Source organism: Acidovorax sp. KPB24-07 (assembly GCF_057543315.1).
The window spans coordinates 1-724 of record NZ_BAAJYS010000858.1 but is presented as its reverse complement, the minus strand read 5'-3'; the positions used below and the strand labels follow the sequence as shown (position 1 = coordinate 724).

At 76.2% G+C, this 724-nt stretch carries 1 protein-coding gene; it reads left to right on the top strand.

All coding sequences use genetic code 11. The features are described from left to right. Positions 1 to 231 precede the first annotated feature (231 nt). On the top strand, positions 232 to 724 hold a 493-nt coding region (locus tag AC27IQ_RS26295), incomplete at its 3' end, for a vWA domain-containing protein (RefSeq protein ID WP_487091409.1).

Sequence of the window (724 nt, the reverse complement as noted above, 5' to 3'; positions counted from 1 at the left end):
GCCATGTGGGCGCCGGGTCGCGGCAACTGGTGCTTCGCGCACCGCCGCCACGCGGATGCCGGGGCGCCGCCACCGCCCCTGCCGGCCCCGGGGCCGAGCGCGGAGAAGCCCCCGGGTACGCAGCGGGAGGGCCGCCCGAGCGAAAGTGCCACACCAGGCGATGGGAGCGAGGGAGATGGCCCTGCCGACAGCGGCGGCGCCCTTTCCACCGGGGCTGCGGACTGGGGCGCCTTGCCCCCCGAGCCCGTGGGCACCCAGGCCTTCAAACCCGTGCGGCCGCTGGTGCCGCGCGGCGGGCAGGACAGCGCACCAAAAAAAAGCCTGAGCCCCCGCCCCGGGCGTGCCGCGGCGCGCCAGGGAGAACGGGGGCGGGGCGATGGAACGCCTGACCTGCGCGGCGGCGAGCCGGGGCCCTGGGACTGGCCGCGCACCTTCATGGCGCGGGGTGCTGCTGTTCAACTGCAGCGGGAACACCTGCGCCACCAGCCCGTACAGGCCCGCACCGGGCGGCTGCATTGCTTCGTGCTGGACTGCTCGGCCTCCATGGTGGCGAGCGGTGCCCTGGCGCGCGCCAAGGGCGTGCTGCTGGCGCTGATGGGCGAGGCCTACCGCCACCGCGACGACGTGGCGCTGCTGTGCTTCGGTGGCAGCGGCGTGCAGTTGCGCGTGCCGCCCCAGCGCGCGCCCGCCTGGAGCGACGGCTGGGTATCGCCCATCGGCGGCG